At 46.7% G+C, this 20,117-nt stretch carries 20 protein-coding genes; all 20 read left to right on the forward strand.

What is annotated here, in order from left to right:
• Positions 1–15: 15 nt before the first annotated feature.
• Positions 16–1,062, forward strand: a complete 1,047-nt coding sequence (locus D2962_RS02760) for a TRAP transporter substrate-binding protein (RefSeq protein WP_122014051.1) — start codon at positions 16–18, stop codon at positions 1,060–1,062.
• Between the two features lie 90 nt (positions 1,063–1,152).
• Positions 1,153–1,632, forward strand: a complete 480-nt coding sequence (locus tag D2962_RS02765) for a TRAP transporter small permease (protein ID WP_120766105.1) — start codon at positions 1,153–1,155, stop codon at positions 1,630–1,632.
• Positions 1,633–1,647: 15 nt separating this feature from the next.
• Positions 1,648–2,928 carry a TRAP transporter large permease gene (locus D2962_RS02770; protein WP_122014052.1) on the forward strand — a complete coding sequence of 427 codons (1,281 nt, stop codon included), beginning with the start codon at positions 1,648–1,650 and terminating at the stop codon, positions 2,926–2,928.
• A gap of 117 nt (positions 2,929–3,045) precedes the next feature.
• Positions 3,046–4,941, forward strand: a complete 1,896-nt coding sequence (locus D2962_RS02775) for a sigma 54-interacting transcriptional regulator (RefSeq protein WP_122014053.1) — start codon at positions 3,046–3,048, stop codon at positions 4,939–4,941.
• 190 nt (positions 4,942–5,131) lie between these two features.
• Positions 5,132–6,202, forward strand: coding sequence for a TRAP transporter substrate-binding protein (locus D2962_RS02780; RefSeq protein ID WP_122014054.1), 1,071 nt, complete (start codon positions 5,132–5,134; stop codon positions 6,200–6,202).
• Between the two features lie 53 nt (positions 6,203–6,255).
• A complete protein-coding gene (locus D2962_RS02785) occupies positions 6,256–6,753 on the forward strand; it encodes a TRAP transporter small permease (RefSeq protein WP_122014055.1) in 498 nt (165 codons plus the stop codon).
• Positions 6,750–8,030, forward strand: a complete 1,281-nt coding sequence (locus D2962_RS02790) for a TRAP transporter large permease (RefSeq protein WP_122014056.1) — start codon at positions 6,750–6,752, stop codon at positions 8,028–8,030. The genes D2962_RS02785 and D2962_RS02790 overlap by 4 nt, the downstream gene beginning before the upstream one ends.
• Positions 8,031–8,053: 23 nt before the next feature.
• On the forward strand, positions 8,054–9,304 hold the full coding sequence (larAH6, locus tag D2962_RS02795; protein ID WP_122014057.1) for a nickel-dependent malate racemase, LarAH6 family: 1,251 nt from the start codon (positions 8,054–8,056) through the stop codon (positions 9,302–9,304).
• Positions 9,305–9,339: 35 nt separating this feature from the next.
• Positions 9,340–10,605, forward strand: a complete 1,266-nt coding sequence (locus tag D2962_RS02800; RefSeq protein WP_122014058.1) for a 3-isopropylmalate dehydratase large subunit — start codon at positions 9,340–9,342, stop codon at positions 10,603–10,605.
• 3 nt (positions 10,606–10,608) lie between these two features.
• Positions 10,609–11,109, forward strand: a complete 501-nt coding sequence (locus tag D2962_RS02805; RefSeq protein WP_122014059.1) for a 3-isopropylmalate dehydratase small subunit — start codon at positions 10,609–10,611, stop codon at positions 11,107–11,109.
• Between the two features lie 19 nt (positions 11,110–11,128).
• The gene (locus D2962_RS02810) at positions 11,129–12,340 is read left to right on the forward strand and encodes an NAD(P)-dependent malic enzyme (RefSeq protein ID WP_122014060.1); all 1,212 of its coding nucleotides are present in this window, start codon (positions 11,129–11,131) and stop codon (positions 12,338–12,340) included.
• A 300-nt stretch (positions 12,341–12,640) separates the two neighbouring features.
• On the forward strand, positions 12,641–12,826 hold the full coding sequence (locus D2962_RS02815; protein WP_122014061.1) for a Flp family type IVb pilin: 186 nt from the start codon (positions 12,641–12,643) through the stop codon (positions 12,824–12,826).
• A 104-nt stretch (positions 12,827–12,930) separates the two neighbouring features.
• Positions 12,931–13,443 (forward strand): A24 family peptidase, encoded by a 513-nt coding sequence (locus D2962_RS02820; protein WP_122014062.1) that lies wholly within the window; start codon positions 12,931–12,933, stop codon positions 13,441–13,443.
• A 6-nt stretch (positions 13,444–13,449) separates the two neighbouring features.
• Entirely contained in the window at positions 13,450–13,857 is a 408-nt protein-coding gene (locus D2962_RS02825; RefSeq protein ID WP_222927649.1) for a TadE/TadG family type IV pilus assembly protein, read from the forward strand.
• Positions 13,854–14,801: a pilus assembly protein TadG-related protein gene (locus tag D2962_RS02830; protein WP_122014063.1), complete on the forward strand. Its 948-nt coding sequence runs from the start codon at positions 13,854–13,856 to the stop codon at positions 14,799–14,801. The genes D2962_RS02825 and D2962_RS02830 overlap by 4 nt, the downstream gene beginning before the upstream one ends.
• Before the next feature lie 22 nt (positions 14,802–14,823).
• Positions 14,824–15,525, forward strand: a complete 702-nt coding sequence (cpaB, locus tag D2962_RS02835; RefSeq protein ID WP_122014064.1) for a Flp pilus assembly protein CpaB — start codon at positions 14,824–14,826, stop codon at positions 15,523–15,525.
• A gap of 15 nt (positions 15,526–15,540) precedes the next feature.
• Entirely contained in the window at positions 15,541–16,764 is a 1,224-nt protein-coding gene (locus D2962_RS02840) for a CpaE/TadZ family protein (protein ID WP_122014065.1), read from the forward strand.
• Positions 16,765–16,835: 71 nt separating this feature from the next.
• A complete protein-coding gene (locus D2962_RS02845) occupies positions 16,836–18,194 on the forward strand; it encodes a TadA family conjugal transfer-associated ATPase (RefSeq protein WP_122014066.1) in 1,359 nt (452 codons plus the stop codon).
• 19 nt (positions 18,195–18,213) lie between these two features.
• Entirely contained in the window at positions 18,214–19,173 is a 960-nt protein-coding gene (locus D2962_RS02850; RefSeq protein ID WP_122014067.1) for a type II secretion system F family protein, read from the forward strand.
• Positions 19,174–19,189: 16 nt separating this feature from the next.
• Entirely contained in the window at positions 19,190–20,113 is a 924-nt protein-coding gene (locus tag D2962_RS02855; RefSeq protein WP_122014068.1) for a type II secretion system F family protein, read from the forward strand.
• Positions 20,114–20,117 lie beyond the last annotated feature (4 nt).

Raw genomic sequence — 20,117 nt, forward strand, 5'->3', positions numbered from 1 at the left:
GGAGGGCAAAGTTTCATGAAAAAACTTTTAACATCAATTATTATAATTTTTGTAATATCGATGCTAATACTGACGGGATGCGGTGGAACGGGTCAGAGTTCGGCCCCGCAAAGTGGAAATAATCAGAGTCAAGAAAGTAATCAAGGTTCCGGTTCTGCCGTCGTCTTGAAACTAAGTCACACTGGAAACCCGCAGCATTTTTATCAGAAGGGTGCGGAAAAATTCGCTGAACTGGTTAATCAGAAAACCAATGGTCAGGTAAAAATAGAAATCTATCCATCTGATTCACTGGCACCGCAGAGGGAAAGCGTCGAAGGCGCTCAACTTGGAACGATTGATATGGTACTTACATCAACAATGGAACTTTCCAATTTTGAGCAGAGTATAGGGGTATTTGACTTGCCTTTCCTATTCTCGTCAAGAGAAAAAGCATATGCGGTTTTTGATGGTCCCATTGGCCAAAAAGTCAGTAAAACTTTTGAAAACAAAGGTTTAGTGATACTGGCGTACTGGGAAAATGGTTTCAGGCATATTACGAATAATAAAAAGCCGATAAATACTCCCGAAGACTTGAAGGGTATGAAGATTAGAGTTCCCGAAAGTTCCGTCTTCATTGACACATTCAAGGCTCTGGGAGCGTCGCCCACTCCCATATCTTTTGGCGAATTATATTCGGCGCTGCAACTCGGTACTGTCGATGGCCAGGAAAACCCACTAGCACACCTGATAAATCAAAAATTTTATGAAGTGCAAAAGTATTGTACTCTTACGGGGCATTTCTATACCGCTGAACCACTGGTAATAAGTAAAATGGTTTGGGATAAATTAACTCCGGATCAGCAAAAAGCCATTAAAGATGCTGCTATTGAAGCGGGAAAATTTGAGAGGGAACTATCCAAAGAAGCTGATGATAAGTATCTGCAGGAAGCAAAAGATAAAGGAGTACAATTTGTAGAAAAACCGGATCTTGCAACTTTCCAAAAAGCAGTGCAGCCGGTATATGACAAATATCAATCTAAATTTGGAGACCTTTTAAAAGAAGTGAAAGCAGCTGCCAAGTAATTAGATATTTAGCGGCAAAGAATCTATTTAAAAAAGAGGGGGGGATGCTCCCCCTCTTTAAAACAAAAGCCGATTGAGGTGATTATTGTTATGGTAATTTACGAAAAGATGCTGAATACAGTTAACAGGATTCTTGTTTTTATAATAACAGTTTTATTCGGGGCTATGAGTCTGGCAAGCCTTTTACAGGTGATATTTAGATATGTTTTAAAACAACCACTTCCATGGTCTGAGGAATTGGCAAGGTTCTTGTTTGTTTGGGTTGTTTTTTTGGGTTCTGCAGTAGCCATAAAGGAAAAAGCTCATGTGGGGCTGGAATATTTTGTTGATCAGTTAAAAATATCCCAGAGAAAAATCATATATGCTTTAGCCTATATTTTGTGTATGTTCATGTCGATTATCATTTGTATAAATGGGTTCAATGTTGTTAAAAGTACTTTAACCCAGCTATCCCCCGCTATGCAGGTACCCATGGGATATGTATACTTTGCTATTCCGTTAGGATTTTTATTATCATTCTTTAATTTTATATACTTGTTTATGGAACTTTTTAAACCGGTTGCAGAATGAGAGGGGTGGTATAACATGGCTTTACTTTTATTCGGGACATTTTTTCTGTTTTTAATAATTGGTATACCGATTTCGTTTGCATTAATCCTTGCCAGTATTGTTTCTGTGATTTTTGGGACTCACGTACCATTGATGATAGGACCGCAAATGATGTTTAAAGGTGTGAATTCATTTCCCATAATGGCCATACCATTCTTTCTCCTTGCAGGCAATATCATGTCAAAGGGCGGTATATCAAAGAGACTAATAAGATTCGCATATTCAATAGTCGGGGCTATCACAGGTGGACTGGGCATGGTTTCGGTTCTTGCTTCAATGTTTTTTGCCGCAATTTCAGGTTCTTCTCCAGCAACTGCAGCAGCCATAGGAAGTATAATGATTCCATCTATGGAGGAAAAAGGTTATGACAGAAAATATTCGGCAGCAGTTATAGCGGCAGCTGGGACTATCGGCGTTGTCATACCTCCGAGCATACCGATGGTTGTATATGGTGTGAATGCCGGTGTATCTATAGGCGGATTATTCCTGGGAGGAATTATTCCTGGTATATTGATGGGGCTGTCATTAGTTGCATTGAATTACTATTATTCAAAAAAGTATGGTTACCTTGGTGAAGGGAAATTTCAATTAAAAGAGTTTATAGCTTCATTTATAGATAGCATTCTGGCTCTTCTAATGCCTGTGATCATTCTTGGCGGTATATATAGCGGAGCTTTTACTCCCACCGAATCAGCCGTAATTGCATCAGCTTATGGTCTAATTGTAGGTATGTTTATTTATAAGGAATTAAAATGGGAAGACATACCTGAAATATTAGCAGAATCAGCTAAAGGGACATCCAAAATACTGATCCTCATTTCAGCAGCCATGTTTTTCGGATGGTTCCTGGCAAGTCAACAGATTCCTCAGAAAATAGCTGAAACAGTTTTATCATATACGACAAATCAATATTTAATATTATTATTCTTCAATATTATTTTGTTAATAGCAGGAACTTTTTTGGACTCTACAGCCTCTATCGTTTTACTGACACCGATTTTTCTACCAATCATGCAGCAGTTGAATATAAACCCTCTATTGATGGGTATTGTTATGACTGTAAATCTGGCGATAGGACAGGTTACACCGCCCGTGGGGCTAAATCTTTTCGTTACATGTGGAATTGCTAAAATAAAATTTGATGATATAATAAAGCCTATAATACCGTTTATAATCGTTTTGATTATAGTTGTTCTTATAGTGACATATGTTCCATCATTGGCCCTTTATTTACCCACGGCATTTAATTTTAAATAAAATATGTCTGGTAATTTTTGCTGTCATATCGACAGCCTTTTTTTATTTCATGTTTTAAAGGAAAAATCAAAGTTTATATAGAATTTTTATAAAAAGATAAATCTTAGAGGTGTCATTATGGGGAAAATTGGAATAATTTCACCTTACAGGAAACTCTACTATGAAACATTAAGCGTCAAAGAAGAGTTAAAAGAACTGAAGGAGGACATAGATGTCAGGATAGGTCTTCTAAGCAATGCGGTCGATGTGGCGAAAGATCTGATTAAAAATGGTGCGGAAGTTTTGATAAGCAGGGGCGGAACGTTGAATTACATCCGCCGGGAGTTTCCCGATATTCCGCTGGTGGAGATCGAAATAAGCAGCTATGACATTGCCGAAGCAATTATGGAGGCCAAAAAGATTGGCTCTCATATTGCTCTTATTATATTCAACAACATGCTTTATGAGGGGAGGAATCTTGCCAGGCTTTTCGATGTGGATATGAAAATCTTCTGCATTGAAAGGGAAGAACAGGCCATAGATGCCATTAGGAAAGCGGTGGATGAGGGTTATGAGGTTATGGTGGGTGGCGGTATTGCCAACAAGGTATCCACTCAGATGGGTATCCATAGCGTGCTGATTTCATCAGGAAAGGATTCCATCTTCCGCTCCATAAGGCAGGCGCAAAGCATATTAAGATATAGAAATGATGTGTTAAAACAATCAGAGCTGATAGAGACTGTCATGGAAAATACTCCTTTAGGCATCCTTACCACTGACAGGAATGGGAGAATCAAGATGGTGAACTCCCCGGCTCTGGATATCATCAAGATGCCCAGGGAGCATGTGATAGGGGAAAATATTGAAAATATTATGCCGGAACTAAAAGATGGGAATAACAGTTTTCTTAAGGAATTTAATGAAAATAAGATAATGGTGAATATAAAGTGCGTGGATATTGTTTCTTCCAATATTGGCTGTATTGTCACACTGGAAGAAATCAGCGAGATAAGTAAAAAGGAAAAATATATAAGAAGTGCCTTTGTCAAAAAAGGCCATGTGGCGCGTTTTTGCTTTGAACATATCATCGGCGAAAGTCCCACAATAAAAGAATGTATACAAATCGCCAAAAGGTATGCGGGTTTTGATTCCACGGTGCTCATCTTTGGTGAAACCGGTACCGGCAAGGAGATGTTCGCGCAAAGCATCCACAATGTAAGTAAGAGGTCAAAGGGACCTTTTGTAGCAGTAAACTGCGCATCCCTTTCAGAAACCCTCATGGAAAGCGAACTTTTCGGATACGTGGAGGGTGCTTTTACCGGAGCCTCGAAAGGTGGGAAAACTGGACTTTTCGAAATGGCTCACAGGGGTACCATTTTTCTAGACGAAATATCGGAAATGCCCCTTTCCATCCAGGCAAAGCTTTTAAGAGCCATCCAGGAAAAGGCTATCATGCGGTTGGGTGATGACAGGATCATACCTGTGGATGTCCGGATCATTGCCGCCAGCAACAAAGACCTTTTTGAGATGGTGAAAAGAGGGGATTTTCGGGCAGATTTGTATTACAGGTTAAGTGTCCTCACTTTAAAAATACCTCCTCTAAGGGAGAGAAAAGAGGATGTTATCCTCCTTTTCGAACATTTTCTGGATTTATATTCCCTGAAATATCATATGAAAAAACCCGTTATCGATAGAAAGGGATATGATGTACTTCAAAACTACCTTTGGCCCGGCAATGTCCGGGAAGTAGAAAATTTTACCGAAAGACTCCTTGCAGCATACGGTTCGAGCTATATAACAGGAGAACAAATCATGTATATTCTCGACATAAAAAAAGAGGATTTATTTAATGCTCATGAAAATTTAAAGGTCATGGCAACTTCAAGCTCGATGGAATTGGATGAAAGGGAAATATACCGGATTTTGAAGGAAAACAATTTTAACAAGACCAGGACGGCGAAGCAACTGGGGATAGGGAGGACTACACTCTGGCGGATGTTAAAGAAACAGGAAAATAGTGAACTGTTTCAGTGAAACAAAAAAGGTTTAAATGAAACACAATCTGTTTCAATGGAACACATATTGAAACACCCTGTCAAATGGCAGGGTTCCTTTTTTTATCCCGGTCTGATAGGCAAATCTGACATTTTAATAGACAGTGGCATCATATTTGCAATAATAAAAAAACGCAAAAAAGAAATAAAAATTACAGGGAGGGATTTTGTTGTACAAAAAGTATCTGGTAGTTTTAATGGTCATTTTCGTTTTGATGATGAGTATGGTGGGATGCGGCTCTTCCGGCAATTCAAGCTCGTCCCAGAGCAGCCAAAGCTCAAACGCAGGGCAAACTCAAAACCAGTCTCAGCCTGCGGAAAGTAACGCCAAGTTTGTATTAAAGCTGGGGCATGTGGCCAACACTGACCAACCCTACCACGAGGCCGCGGTCAAGTTTGCGGACATGGTAAAAGAGAGGACTAACGGGGCAGTGGAGATTCAAATATACCCCAACAGCCAGCTGGGTGGTCAGAGGGATTTACTAGAGGGGCTGCAGCTCGGAACAGTGGACATAGTTCTTACTTCATCGGCGGTGCTGGCTAATTTCATACCGAAGTGCCAGGTAATAGATCTGCCTTTTATATTCCGGGATAAAGAACATGTATATAAGGTTTTAGACGGCCCCCTGGCAGACAAGATTTACGAGGGAGCAGAAAACCAGGGCATGAAGGTTATATCCACATGGGAAAACGGGTTCAGGCATATAACCAACAATATAAGACCTATTACAAAGCCCGATGACATGAAGGGTATCAAGATAAGGGTTATGGAAAGCCAGATGTACATCGAGATGTTCAAAGCATTAGGCGCCAATCCGACTCCCATGGCCATGGGCGAGGTGTTTACCGCACTGCAGCAAAAGACTGTGGATGCCCAGGAAAATCCCATTGGACAGATTTTTGCTTCAAGGTTCTACGAGGTTCAAAAATATCTGACGCTGGATGGACATACTTATTCTCCTGAAACTGTGGTATTCAGCCTTCAGACATGGAATAAATTGCCAAAAGAATATCAGGATGTCATCATTAAGGCCGCTCAGGAGGCAAGGGACTTTAACAGGCAAAGAACAGCGGAACAAAACCAGAAATTCCTGGATCAAATGAAATCCAAAGGTTTGCAGGTCACCGAACTTACACCAGAGCATAAAGCTGCCTTCCAGGAAAAGATGAAACCGGTCTGGGCAAAATTTGAAAATGTCATCGGCAAGGACCTCATCGATGCAGTTGTAAATACAAAATAAAATAATGTGAGGCAAGCTCCGGCTTGCCTCTTTTACAGGATGGAGGGATTGATTTGACCTTTAAAAAATTCATCGATGGTCTTGACAGCGTAGTTAAATGGACGGCTATTGCGATGTTTTCGATTATGACCGTGGCCATAGTCCTTCAAGTCATATTCAGGTATATACTGCACGCATCTCTAAGCTGGTCCGAGGAACTGGCGAGATACCTTTTCGTCTGGTCGGTACTCCTGGGTTCGGCCATGTGTGTGAAGAGACGCTCTCATGTGGGAGTTGAAGTCTTTACAATGTACCTCCCCAAAAACCTTCAAAGATACAGTATATTTTTAGCCGACATTCTTGGTTTGATATTTTATGGCATTTTAATAATATATGGTTTTAATGTGGTGAAAATCACCATGAATCAATTTTCCGCTTCCCTTGGCATAAAGATGGGTTATCCCTATTTATCCATTCCTGTAGCAGGAATTGTTATGTTTTTAAATGGTCTCTACAATATGTTAGAAGATTTAAAGCAGTTTAAAGAAAATGATGGGGTGGTGAGAGCATGAGCTTTACCGTCGGCCTTTTGTTTATCTCTTTTGCGGTTTTTCTTATTTTAAATATACCTATAGCCGTAGCACTGGGCCTTGCCACAGGAGCGGCAGTCTTAACATCTCATATGCCTCTTACCCTGGTGGTGCAAAGAATATTTGCTTCTAACGATAATTTCCCGCTCATGGCAATACCATTTTTTATGCTGGCAGGCTCTGTAATGACTCAGGGAGGAGTATCTAAAAGGCTGGTGGCCTTTGCGGATGCCCTGGTAGGCTGGCTCACTGGCGGTCTGGGCATAGTGGCCACACTGGCCGGCATGTTTTTTGCTGCCATTTCAGGATCTTCCGCGGCCACTACCGCAGCCATCGGGCCTATCCTTTTTCCGGAAATGGAGAAAAGAGGATATAACAGAGAATTTGCGGCGGCCATAGTGGCGGCCGCAGGTGAAACGGGAATCATAATCCCGCCCAGTGTTACCATGGTGGTTTACGGCGTTATCGCCGGTGTTTCCATCGGAGACTTGTTCCTTGGCGGTTTTGGCCCCGGAATACTGATGGGCCTTTCCATGGCGGCATTGATTTATTTTGTGTCAAAAAGACATAACTATGGCGGCACGAAATGGGCCGGCCTTGCAAACGTGGGCAAGACCTTTGCTCAAAGCATCTGGGGATTGCTGATGCCTATTATTATCCTCGGGGGTATTTACGGAGGAATATTTACTCCCACCGAAGCCGCTGCTGTGGCCGTTGTATATGGCCTTTTCGTTGGTTTTTTCATTTACAAGGACCTTAAGCTCAGTGATTTGCCAAAGATAGTTGAGGATTCTGTAAAAAGCACCGCAGTGGTCATGTTCATTATGGATGCGGCGGGACTTTTCAGCTGGATCATCACGAGCCAGCAGGTGCCCGTGATGCTTGCCAATTATTTTGTATCGCTGACCAACAATCCCACTACTATCCTTATGTTAATAAACATACTTCTCTTAATAGTCGGCTGTTTCCTGAACGCTTCGGCTGCTGTCACCATACTGGCTCCCATACTGGTTCCGGTAGTGACGCAGATGGGTATAGACCCTGTATTTTTCGGTGTATTGATGACTGTAAACCTTGCTATAGGCACCCTTACCCCTCCAGTAGGCGTGGACCTTTTTGTGGCAACGACTATTGCAAAGATCCCGCTGGAGAGAATTTCAAGAGCTATTTTAAGTTTTCTGGTTGTGCTTATTCTGGATCTTATCATAATAACTTACGTTCCGGGCATCGTTATGTGGGTGCCCAATATGGTCAAATAGTTTGAGATAGGAGTGATACCCGAATGTCCACTGTTAAACTGAAATATATGTCATCTTATGTGGATGTGGATATACCTGATAAAAACCTGTATGCTGTTTTGAATCCTGAGGATTTGCCGGGAGTAATAGATCCTTTCCGGGAAGTAAGAGAGGCCCTGGATAAACCCATCGAAAGCATCCCCCTGAAGGAGATGGCAAAGAGCAAGAAAAACGTGGTGATTCTTGCCAGCGATATCACGAGGCCTTCGCCGTCGCATATCCTGGTTCCACCCATAGTAGAAGAATTAAAAGAAGCGGGCGTAGAATACAGTGACATCACTGTCGTCTTCGGGTTGGGCTACCACAGGCAACATACAGAAGAGGAAAAGAAGAAGCTGGTAGGAGAAGAGGTATACAGCAAGGTAAGGTGTATAGACCATGACATAAATGATTGCGTATACCTGGGCACCACGAAGCGAGGCACTCCTGTGGAAGTTTTCAGACCCGTGGCGGAATCCGACTTGCTTATTGCCACCGGCAACCTGGAATTTCACTATAAAGCCGGTTACAGCGGAGGAGATAAAGCCCTCCTGCCGGGAGTGTGCAGCAAGAAGACCATCGAGACCAACCATGTGATGATGATAAGGCCCGGCACTATGCCCGGCAGGGCCCAAGGGAACCCCATGAGGGAGGATATTGAAGAAGCCGGACGCATCGCAGGTGTGGATTTTATTGTGAATGCGGTTCTAAACAGCCACAAGGAGATAGTGAAAGTGGTGGCAGGGGACCCCGTAAAGGCACACCGTGAGGGGGCAAAGTATATCGATAAGATGTACAAGAGAAACATCGAAGAAAAGGTAGACGTGGTAGTTGCCTCCTGCGGCGGATTCCCGAAAGATATAAATCTGTATCAGGCCCAGAAGGGGTTGGAAAACGCCAGCTACGCGGTAAGGGATGGAGGCAGCATTATACTTCTTGCCGAGTGCCGGGAGGGGCTGGGAGAGGCCACTTTCGAGGACTGGATGATGAGAGCAAAAACTCCTCATGATTGTGTCGAATGGATACAGCAGGAATTTAAACTGGGTGCCCATAAGGCAGCAGTCATATGCATGGTCCTGGAAAGGGCAAAAGTTTATCTGGTTTCAGGCCTTGATGAGAATCTGGTGAGGGATATATTTTTTATCCCCGCAAAGTCGGTCCAACAAGCCCTGGATAAAGCCTTAAAGGAATACGGTGAAAAGGCAAAGGTGCTGGTACTGCCCTATGCCAATTCAACACTTCCCTATGTGGAATAAAATTTGAAGCAGGATTGAAAGGAAAGGAGATTTATATGCACGCTCTGGAGAAAATTTTAGCAAAACATGCGGCAAAAGATAAGGTAAAAGCCGGAGAGATAGTAACCTGCAAGGTGGATCTTGCTGAAGTAAATGACTTATATATGCAGGTAATCGAGTCTTTTAATGAAATGGGCGGCAAAAGGGTATGGGACCCTGAAAAGGTGGCATTCGTATTTGACCACTACGCACCTGCACCCACTATAAAATCCGCCGCCAATCACAAAGTCATGAGGGAATTTGTCTGGGAGTACGGTATAAAGCATCTTTTCGACATAAATGCAGGAGTATGCCACCAGGTTATGCCCGAGGCAGGATTAATCTTCCCGGGAATGCTGCTGGTGGCCACTGATTCCCATACTACCACCCATGGAGCCTTCGGAGCCTTCGGCACCGGAGTGGGAGCCACCGACCTTGCCTGCATACTCATGTCAGGGGAGCTCTGGTTCCGGGTGCCCGAAGTTATAAAGATAGAGATAAACGGCAAACTGAAACCCGGCGTCCTTCCAAAAGATGTCATACTGCACATACTGGGCAAGCTGGGCACTGAAGCTGCGGTATATAAGGCCATCGAATTTACCGGAGATACGGTAAAGAATATGGATATACCCGGCCGAATGGTGCTCTGCAACATGTCGGTGGAGATGGGGGCCAAGACATCATATATAAAACCCGATGAAACAACTTTGAACTATTTAAAATCCCGGGGTGTCGATGAAGATAACCTGGAAGTCCCGGAAACCGATCCTGATTATGAATACAGCGAAAACTACAATTTCGATGTGTCTGATCTTTCACCCCAGGTGGCCATTCCCCACAGCGTGGACAATGTAGTCCCGGTGGAAGCCGTAAAGGGTACCAGGGTGGACCAGGTATTTATAGGTTCTTGCACCGGGGGCAGGGTGGAGGACATAGAATGGGCCTATAAGATCCTGAAGGGCAAGAAGATAAATGATAGGACGAGACTTGTCATTATACCCGCATCACGAGATGTGTATCTTGAAGCCATGAGGCGGGGGTATGTGGAAGCGCTTATTAATGCAGGTGCTACATTTAGCGCACCGGGGTGTGGTCCCTGCCTGGGAGCCCATCAGGGAGTGATAGCCCCCGGAGAAGTTTGCGTGACCGCCACCAACAGGAATTTCCCCGGTCGAATGGGCAGCACCGGAGGGGATATTTATCTTGCATCACCGGCCACGGCGGCAGCCTGTGCTCTGGCAGGAAAAATTGTAAATCCTGTAGAATATATAGAGGAGGTCTAACCAATGCAGCTCAAAATTTCCGGCAAGGCTTACATTTTTGGAGACAATATAGATACAGACCAGATTTATCCTGGAAGGTATCTGGAACTCACTGCCAAGGCGGACATTGCCTCCCACTGCATGGAAGGCGCAAGGCCTGGATTTGCAAGGGAAGTAAAAAAAGGTGATATAATAGTGGCGGGGAAAAACTTCGGCTGCGGTTCTTCCCGGGAGCATGCGGCTATTACACTAAAGGAAGCAGGAGTAAGTGCGGTGGTAGCCGAATCCTTTGCCAGGATCTTTTTCAGAAACGCCATAAACCTGGGACTTCCCGTAATAACCTGTAAAAAGATACATGATAATGTAAAGGAGGGCGAAATACTGGAGATAGACTTATCCACCGGCCAGATTAAAAATCAGAACACCGGTGAAACATACCGGGGAGAAGGCCTTTCGGAATTTGTGCTCAGTATCCTGGAAAACGGTGGAATAAAGCCGCTATTTAAGGAGAGGTACGGCAATTAAAAGAAAGTGAGGTAAACTGATGAATCTCAGAGAGGAAGCTTTAAAACTTCATGCAGAAAATCAAGGCAAAATAGAGATAAAAAGCAGGGTATCTTTAAAGGAGTCTAAAGACTTAAGTCTTGCCTATACACCGGGTGTGGCGGAGCCCTGCAAGGAGATAAAAGAGAACCCGGACACAGTGTATAAATATACCTGCAAGGGCCGCATGGTGGCCGTGGTGACCGACGGCTCGGCGGTGCTGGGCCTCGGCAACATCGGAGCCATGGCCGGCATGCCCGTCATGGAGGGCAAGGCGCTGCTCTTTAAAAACTTCGGAGGTGTGGACGCATTTCCCATCTGCCTTGGCACCCAGAATGTGGATGAAATAGTAAAGACTGTAAAACTGATTTCTCCCACCTTTGGGGGCATTAACCTGGAAGATATCTCTGCACCCCGGTGTTTTGAAATCGAAAGCCGATTAAAGCAGGAACTGGATATTCCCGTATTTCACGATGACCAGCACGGCACTGCGGTGGTGGTGCTGGCAGGCGTAATCAATGCACTGAAAATAGTAAAAAAGGATATAAAAGATGTGAAGGTGGCCGTCAGCGGCGCCGGAGCCGCCGGAGTTGCCATAACAAAACTGCTCCTGAAAGCCGGGGCAAAAGATGTGATAGTGTGCGACAGAAAAGGCGCCATTTACAAGGGCCGGGAAGGCCTTGATTTCAGCAAGGAAGAACTTTCCCAAATAACAAATAAGAGCGGGATAAAAGGCGACCTTGCCGATGCCATGAAGGGGGCAGACATATTCATCGGCGTTTCGGCTCCGGGTACGGTGACAAAGGACATGGTGAAGGCAATGGCGTCCGATCCTATCATTTTTGCCATGGCCAATCCCGTGCCCGAAATCTTCCCCGAAGAGGCAAAAGAAGGCGGCGCGGCTGTGGTGGGCACAGGGCGTTCCGATTTCCCGAACCAGATAAACAACGTGCTGGCTTTCCCGGGTATCTTCAGGGGTGCCCTGGAAGTGAGGGCAAAAGATATCAATGAAGAGATGAAGCTCGCGGCCGCTCATGCCATAGCTTCTCTTATCACCGACAAAGAGGTTTCGCCGGATTACTGCATCCCCGGAGCCTTCGACAAAAGGGTAGCCGCCCATGTGGCATCAAGAGTCGCAAGAGCCGCCATGGAAACAAAGGTGGCAAGAATCATGATAGATCCGGAAAAACTCAAAGAGGAAATGCTAAAGTAGAGAATTGACCGGATAATGAAAAAACCCCGGGTATTGTAGCCTGGGGTGAATTTTTGTGGGCCGCGTGCCCAGCAAAATCGTAATTTGTCTGCCGGTGAAAGTCCGGTGCCGGTTGCCGCTACAGTGCCGGTTAGCTATAGGTTTAAGTCCCATTTTTTTTGGGACAAACGTCCTGTTATTGTTATAGGCCCTTACAGTAAAATATTTCGACTTTTGAATCATGCGCGGATTTGTTTAAACTGCTATGATTAAAATCAAATAGGGGTTGAGAATTTAAAAGTAAAAAAGGAGGTCGGGAAAATGTTAAAACATTTCAAAAAATTATGGACCGGAGAAGAAGGACAGGGCATGGCCGAATACGGGCTTATTCTGGCACTGGTGGCTGTGGTGGTGATCGTGGCGCTGAAGGCTCTGGGGCAGGGTATCAATTCTAAATTTAATGATGTGACAAACGGTTTAAACGGCACAACTCCCTCCACTCCATAAGTCAATAAGATTTAAAAAAAGGCATTTATCGTTGTTATATTGTTGGCCCTACTTTTCAGTAGGGCCGCTTTAACAACAAAACTCTATCGGAAAGAGCTGGTTTTATGGCGATTGCGGATTGTTTCCTTATTTTGTTAATGGCAATTTGCGTTTACACAGACATAAAATCCAAAAAGATATATAACGTTGTGCTTTTCCCCGCGGCGACCATAGGTCTTGTGAGCAATTTTTTATCGGGAGGCGCTACCGGAGGGATTACCGGAATAAAAGGCATGATGCTGGGTATGGCGCTTCTTTTGGTACCATTCATCCTGGGCGGGATGGGAGCGGGGGACGTCAAGCTTCTGGGAGTCGTGGGAGCCTTTAAAGGCCCCGGCTTCGTCTGGACAGCGTTTCTTTTTACAGCCATCGTCGGAGGCGTTATCTCCGTGATAGTTATGGTAAAAACCGGAGAATTTCCAGTACGGTTTAGAGCCGCAATCCTTACCCTATTTTCCGCATTTGGCATTATTCCTCAAGTCGATTTGCTGGACTCCATCTACGAAGGTTCGGTTCAGACCTTTCCTTACGCCGTGGCCATTGCTGCGGGCACCGCTCTGGCATATGTGGTGAGGTGATTTTTCGTGATTGAGGTTTATAGGCATTTAAAGAGCCGGAAGGGTCAGTCCATGGTGGAACTTGCCCTGATTCTGCCGGTCATTGTCCTGATACTGTTCGGCGTTCTGGAGTTCGGGCGCATCTTTTATTCATACATCGTTATAACTCATGCGGCAAGGGAAGGGGCCAGAGCCGGAGCCGTCGGCAAGACCGATGCGGAAATTATCGCCAGGGTTCGGGATTCCGCTCCCCTGCCTGAGGCAGACACCAATTTGCATATAACAAGATTGGAGCCGAATGAGACCGCCCGGACACCGGGTGTGCCGCTTACCGTAGAAGTAGCTTACGACGTGGAACTGGTGACTCCACTTTTTGACAGCCTGTTGCCGAATCCCGTTACGCTAAAATCCCGGGCTACAATGAGGATAGAATGATGAAGAGGCTAAAGAGCTTTTTCAAAACAATGAGACGGGACGAAAGAGGGACAGTGCTGGTGCTGGCCGCAGCCGTGATGACCGTACTCCTTGGTTTTGCCGCTCTGGTGACCGATGTGGGTGCCCTTGTGCTGGAAAAAAATCGTTTACAGACCGCATGCGACGCTGCCACCCTGGCCGCCGCCCGGGAACTTCCATCCACGGAGGAAGCCAGGCAAAAGGCCCTGGAATACCTGGGGTATAACGGTGTAGCTCCGGAGGAGGCTATTATAAACTTTGATGCCGGGGGCACAAAGGTGACCGTGGAAGCGTCCCGCCGTGTAGATTTTACCTTTGCCCGGGTTTTTGGTATAAATAGCGGCGATGTTTCGACAAGGGCATCCGCCGTATTCGGCAGTGTGAAAAGCATAACCGGAGTGGTCCCCTTCGGTATTCCCGACCAGCCGCTGGTATATGGGCAGGAATACACCTTAAAATCCGGTTCCCACGATGGATACGGTCCGGGCAATTATGGCGCCCTGGCCCTGGAATTGAGGGGCGCGTCCAGCTATGAAAACAACCTGAAATACGGCTACGGCGGCACTGTTAGTGTAGGAGACTGGGTGCTTACGGAACCGGGAAACATGTCGGGCCCTACTGAAGAAGGCGTAAATTACCGTTTGAATCAGTGCCCGCATACTCCCGGTTGCAACATAGATTCTTATCACCCCGATTGCCCAAGAGTTATGATAGTGCCGATTTTCGACCCCACCGACTTGAGCGGCAGGGACGAAGTTAAGATAGTCGGGTTTGCAGCCTTCCTGTTGAAAGGAGTGGAAGGTTCAGGGAATGAAAGTATTGTTAAAGGATACTTTTTGCAAATGGTTCCGCCGGAAGGATTGCGTTATACCATAGACCCGAACGGAACCGACTACGGTCTGCATGCGGCAAAGCTGATGGAATGATAATGGCGAGGAGAATTGAACTATGAAAAATAAACTCATCTTTTTACTGGCGATTATTTTCGGCCTTGCGGCCGCTTTTGGAATATATAAATACATGGAGGATTTAAAAACAACCTACAGGACATCCGGGAATTTCACCCGGGTGGCTACGGCGAAACAGAAAATTGCGGCCAGGACGGTCATAAGCGGCGATATGCTGGAATTCAAAGAAATGCCCGTGGAATACGTACTGCCGGGTACGGTGGTGGACATCAAAGATGCGACGGGCAAAATGGCGCGCGGCGATATTTATCCAGGAGAGGTGATCCTGAGCAACAAACTGGTGGCGAGAACCGATGCCGCGGCAGGTCTTTCGGCGAAAGTGGAAAAGGGCAGGCGGGCTGTTTCTATTCCGGTCAACAACATAACCGCCATGCACGGGCTCATAAATACGGGAGATCGTGTGGACGTACTGGTCACTTTCAACGCACCGGGTGAACAAAAAACTCCAGCCACATCCACCATAATTCAAAATGTGCCGGTTCTGGCCGTCAATGGGAATCTTGCGACAGAAGGAGCATCGAAACAGGAGCTCCAGACCGTCACCGTTATGGTGGAACCGGAACAAGCTCAACAGATAGCCCTGGCCATCCAGCAGGGAAGCATTCAACTGGCGCTGCGCTCGCCGGACGATTCAGATATCGTACAGCTTCGCACGAGCATACCGGAACATTTAATGCGATAGCGGGGAGGTTTTTGTATGGCACCCATCAGGGTTTTAATAGCGGACGACATAGCTACCACGCGTGAAGACATAAAACGCCTGCTTTATTTTGAGGACGACATAGAGGTGGTGGGCGAGGCCGGCGACGGCCATGAAGCAGTTTCCATAGCTGAGGAACTGAAACCCGACGTTATATTGATGGATATAAATATGCCCCGCCTGGACGGCATCGGCGCTACGGAGCAGATTTCCGTGAATTTGCCCCAGTGCGCCATCATTATAATTTCCATACAGGGGGAGCAGGAATACCTTCGCAAGGCCATGGCTGCCGGAGCCAGGGAATATCTGGTAAAGCCCTTCTCCGCCAATGAACTGGCCAACGCCATCCGCCGGGTCAACGAATCTCAGAAACGGCGCAACATGAACCTTGCGCCGCAAATGCCCTCGAATGCCTCGCAGGGCTTCAAACAAAAGCGCGGCAAAATAATCGCCTTTTTCTGCACCAAGGGGGGCGTGGGCAAGACGACCCTGGCCTGCAACCTGGCCGTAGCTCTGGCGCAGGAGACCGGGAAAAAAGTGGCTCTGCTGGATCTGGACCTTACTGCGGGCGACGCCGCAGTTATGCTCAACATCAACGCCAGAAACACCATAGCTGATCTGGTACAGGAACAGGATGTAATGGATTTTCAACTGGTGGACGTGTTTCTTATTCCGCACCTGTCGGGAGCAAGAGTACTCCCGGCGCCGCTTTCTCCGGAGCAGGCGGAATTGATACACCCGCCGCATGTGGAACAGCTCTTGAAAATATTAAGAGAGAATTTCGATTATGTCATTGCGGATACCGCACCGCTTTATAGCGATATCAATCTTGAGGTGCTGGAAGCGTGTGATAGGATAGCGCTTGTTTTGAACCAGGACCTGACCACCCTGAAACACGTCAAAACCGCTCTTGACATCATGAAAACGCTGAACTGCGAGTCTAAAGTGAGGATTATTCTGAACCAGCAAAGCAACGAAGGACTGAAGGTCAAGGAAGTGGAAAAGACGTTGAATACCGCCATAACGGCTGCGGTGCCCGACGACGGCAAAACGGTGCAGAGTGCCATCAACAAAGGAGTGCCTTTTGTTATGGGACAGCCTTATGCTAAAGTGTCGGCCGCGGTGAAAGACATGATCGGCCTGCTGGACCTGGCCAAGGTGGATGAGGGCCGGGAAGCGGCTGCCAAAAAGTCTTTTGTGACAAGAATGTTCAGTTTTTAGATTTGCCTTTTCGGCAAATCCGACTTAATCTGACCGCTGAAATCCGAACACTGATTGGGGAGTGACTGAAGATGTCGTTATTGAAGAGGCTTGAAAGCAAAAAGGCGACGGAGGATGTAAACCGGGAGGAACGAAAAACTCAAAGTCATTTTGTCCGGGACCCTTATGCCTCGTTGAAGGCCAGCCTGCACAAAAAGTTGGTCGACGAGCTCAAGGACGTTAAAGAACCCGAAGAAGGGGACAATAGATTCATGGCAAAACGCATAGAGGAACTGGTGGAGCGTTATTTGACTTCCGACGGCGAAAACCGCATTCCCCGACCGGAAAGGCTCCGGATAGCCGGAGAAATAGTCGACGAAATAATGGGTTACGGACCGATAACCTCTCTTCTTAACGACCCCGAAGTCAGCGAAATAATGGTCAACGGCCCCGACCAGGTTTATGTGGAAAGAAACGGTATACTGGAACTTACGGACGTCTTTTTCAGGGACAACGACCATGTCATGAATATCATCGACAGGATAGTGTCGCCTCTCGGAAGGCGCATAGACGAAAGCATGCCCATGGTGGACGCCCGACTGCCGGATGGGTCCCGGGTAAATGCCATTATACCTCCTCTCTCTTTAAACGGTCCTGTCATTACTATTCGAAAATTTTCAAGGGACCCTTTTACTGTGGAAGACCTGATTAATTTCGGCACACTGACACCCCCAATGGCGGCCTTTCTCGAAGCCTGCGTCAGGGCGAGACTCAATATCGTCGTATCCGGCGGCACCGGCAGCGGCAAAACAACCACGCTAAACGTGCTGTCTTCATTCATCCCGCCTTCGGAAAGGATAGTCACCATAGAAGATGCGGCGGAGCTGCAGCTGCGCCAGCCCCATGTGGTTGCGCTGGAGAGCCGTCCGCCGAACATCGAGGGCAAAGGAGCCATAACAATTCGAGACCTGGTGCGGAACGCTCTTCGCATGAGGCCAGATCGGATAATAGTGGGAGAGGTACGCAGCGGCGAGGCACTGGATATGCTGCAGGCAATGAACACGGGCCATGACGGGTCTCTCACCACCGGCCATGCCAATTCGCCTCGAGACATGCTTTCCCGCCTGGAAACCATGGTGCTGATGGCCGGGATGGATCTGCCGGTGCGCGCCATCCGGGAACAAATTTCTTCGGCCATCGATTTAATCATACAGCAAAGCCGCTTGAGAGATGGTTCGCGGCGTATTACGCACATTACCGAAGTGCTGGGAATGGAAGGGGAGGTAATTGTACTACAGGATTTATACACCTTCCGTCAGACCGGGATAGATCGCGACGGAAAGATAAAGGGGTATTTTTCCTGTACCGGTATCCGGCCTAAGTTCATGGAAATTATTGAAGCCTGTGGTATCAAACTGCCTCCGAATGTTTTTGAACCTTCGATTTTATAGATTTGGGGGGACAGAAGGCATGGAAACCGTAAGCGTACTGGTTTTTCTGGCGAGTTTTTTGACGGTTCTGGGGATAAGCGAAGCCCTATCTTCGGATCAGAGGCAGGTGATGACGCGAATCAAAAAAATTGCTTCAAGGGACGCCCAGGGAGAAGAGGCGCCTGCCGACCGGCGTCATGTGGAATTATGGCGAAAATTATTGACCTGGGCGGGTGGCTTATCTTTGACGCGTCGCATGGGACTTCTTGTAGATAGAAAACTGGAAGAAGCCGATGTATTGCTCCGGGGAGGGGAATTTGTGGTTATTGTAATCGCATGTGCCCTCACCTCGTCGTTTGTTTCATTTACAATAACTCTAAATCCTGCAGGAAGTATTATTCTGGGGCTTACAGGCGCCTTGATACCGTTTGCGGCTCTCAACGCCGCCAGAAACAAACGACTTTCAAACTTTAACGCCCAGATCTGCGACGCCCTGACCATTATGGCCAACTCCCTTCGTTCCGGTTTCAGCTTTTTGCAGAGTATGGACATGGTGCGAAAAGAACTGCCGGACCCTGTAAAAAAAGAGTTTACAAGGACATTAAAAGAAATAAACCTGGGGACCCCAACTGAAGAAGCCCTCGAAAACTTGGCAAAACGGGTGAACAGCGAAGACCTGGACCTGGTGATCACGGCGGTCCTTATCCAGAGACAGGTAGGGGGCAACCTTTCGGAAGTGCTGGACAATATTGCGGAAACCATCCGGGACCGCATACGCATTAAGCGGGAAATCCGGACCCTTACCGCCCAGGGTCGTATCTCGGGCCTTATCATAGGACTTTTGCCGCTGATCCTCGGGGGCTTTATGATGGTGGTAAAACCTTCATATATAATGCAACTTTTTTCCTCCAGAGCGGGATTGACTATGATGATGCTGGCCATTATGGGAGAGTTCACCGGTATGCTGATTATAAAGAAGATCGTGGACATCAAGTTTTAAGGAGGGCAATTACACCATGGCATTAATTTTGGTTCTGATCGGAGTCTTTGGCAGTGCGTTCACAATTACGATGCTTTTATACCGATGGGTCTTCGGAGAAAGCATAAGAATGAGCAAGAGAGTGACCGAAGTGGTAGGCTCCGCCACGATACCAATCAGACAGCAGGAATTATCATTTCCTTTATTTCAGAGATTCATAAAACCCATTCTGACCGGTACGACCGGAGCTCTGGCGCGATATATGCCTGCAGCCGGAACGGAGACGCTTGAAAAAAGGCTTTTGGAAGCGGGCAGGCCGTGGAATCTTTCCCCGCGGGAGCTGCTGGCAGTAAAGTATGTGCTGTCGGGAATGGGTGCCCTTATTTTAATAGAATTGTGGAAACTTTTGGGACAATCGGCGATACAGTCTGCGGTAATGGCCTTTGCAGGGTGCATTGCCGGGTGGATGCTGCCGGATGTGGTAATTAACTACAAAATACGGCAGCGCAAAGGGCAGGTGGAAAAAAATCTACCTGATGTGCTGGATCTTATCACTGTGTGCGTGGAAGCGGGGCTGGGTTTTGACGCCGCACTGGCAAAGGTGGTGGAAAAGTCTGGAGGAGTCCTTGCTGACGAGCTGTATCAGGTTTTACAGGAAATAAGGATGGGAAAGCCCCGGAGAGAAGCTTTGCATGAAATGGCCGAAAGAGTTGCCGTTGACGACCTGTCTAATTTTGTGGGTTCAATTATCATGGCTGAGCAGCTGGGGGTGAGCATAGGGAATGTCCTGCGCCTGCAGTCAAAGGAATCCCGACAGAAGCGCCGTCAGCATGTGGAAGAGACGGCCATGAAGGCCCCTGTAAAAATGCTCATACCCATGGTAATGTTTATTTTTCCCGCTGTGTTCATCGTCTTACTGGGACCGGCGGCAATACAGATTATGAGGGTCTTCGGTTTTTAGGAGG

Origin of the sequence: Biomaibacter acetigenes (assembly GCF_003691585.1) — a bacterium.
Classification (GTDB): domain Bacteria; phylum Bacillota; class Thermosediminibacteria; order Thermosediminibacterales; family Tepidanaerobacteraceae; genus Biomaibacter; species Biomaibacter acetigenes.